Source organism: Ralstonia sp. TCR112 (assembly GCF_007997035.1).
Lineage (GTDB): Bacteria > Pseudomonadota > Gammaproteobacteria > Burkholderiales > Burkholderiaceae > Ralstonia > Ralstonia edaphi.
This window is the reverse complement of the sequence record NZ_VOSS01000231.1, coordinates 1-604: the sequence shown is the minus strand read 5'-3', so window position 1 is coordinate 604 and position 604 is coordinate 1. Positions and strand designations below refer to the sequence as shown.

Genomic DNA, 604 nt, shown 5'->3' with positions numbered 1-604 from the left:
GCCCGGACTTCGTCATCTTCACGGGCGACCCTCAGCCCACATCAGCGACGACCCCTGCCCGAACGCCCGCAAGCGCCCTGGCCCGAATTTCGCGACATTGGCCGCGCAGATCAAGGTGCCGGTGGTGCATTACATGCCGGGCGAGCACGACGCTTCGCTCGACAACGGCGAGGCCTATATCGAACTCTTCGGCCGCACGCATTATTCGTTCGATCACAAGGGCGTGCACTTCATCGCCATCGACAACGTGTCGGACCCATCCGCGCGCGTGGGCGATGCACAACTCGCGTGGCTGGCGGCCGATGTGCGTTCCGTGCCTGAGCACACACCCATCGTCGTGTTCACGCACCGGCCGCTGTTCGATCTGTACCCGCAATGGGACTGGGCCACGCGCGACGGCCAGCAGGTCATCGACTTGCTGATGCCGCACCCCAACGTGACGGTGTTCTACGGTCACATCCACCAGGAACACCACCACATGACTGGGCACATTGCGCACCACTCGGCGCGCTCGCTGATGTTCCCGCTGCCTGCACCGCCCGCGCCGGGCTCGCAGGCCAAACGGAACCCGATCCCGTGGGATGCCGCCGCGCCGTATCGCGGC

General features: G+C 65.7%; 1 pseudogene. It reads left to right on the top strand.

Annotation, left to right across the window (positions count from 1 at the left end):
* Nucleotides 1–604, top strand: a pseudogene (locus FUT88_RS25545) (metallophosphoesterase family protein); the annotation flags it as partial.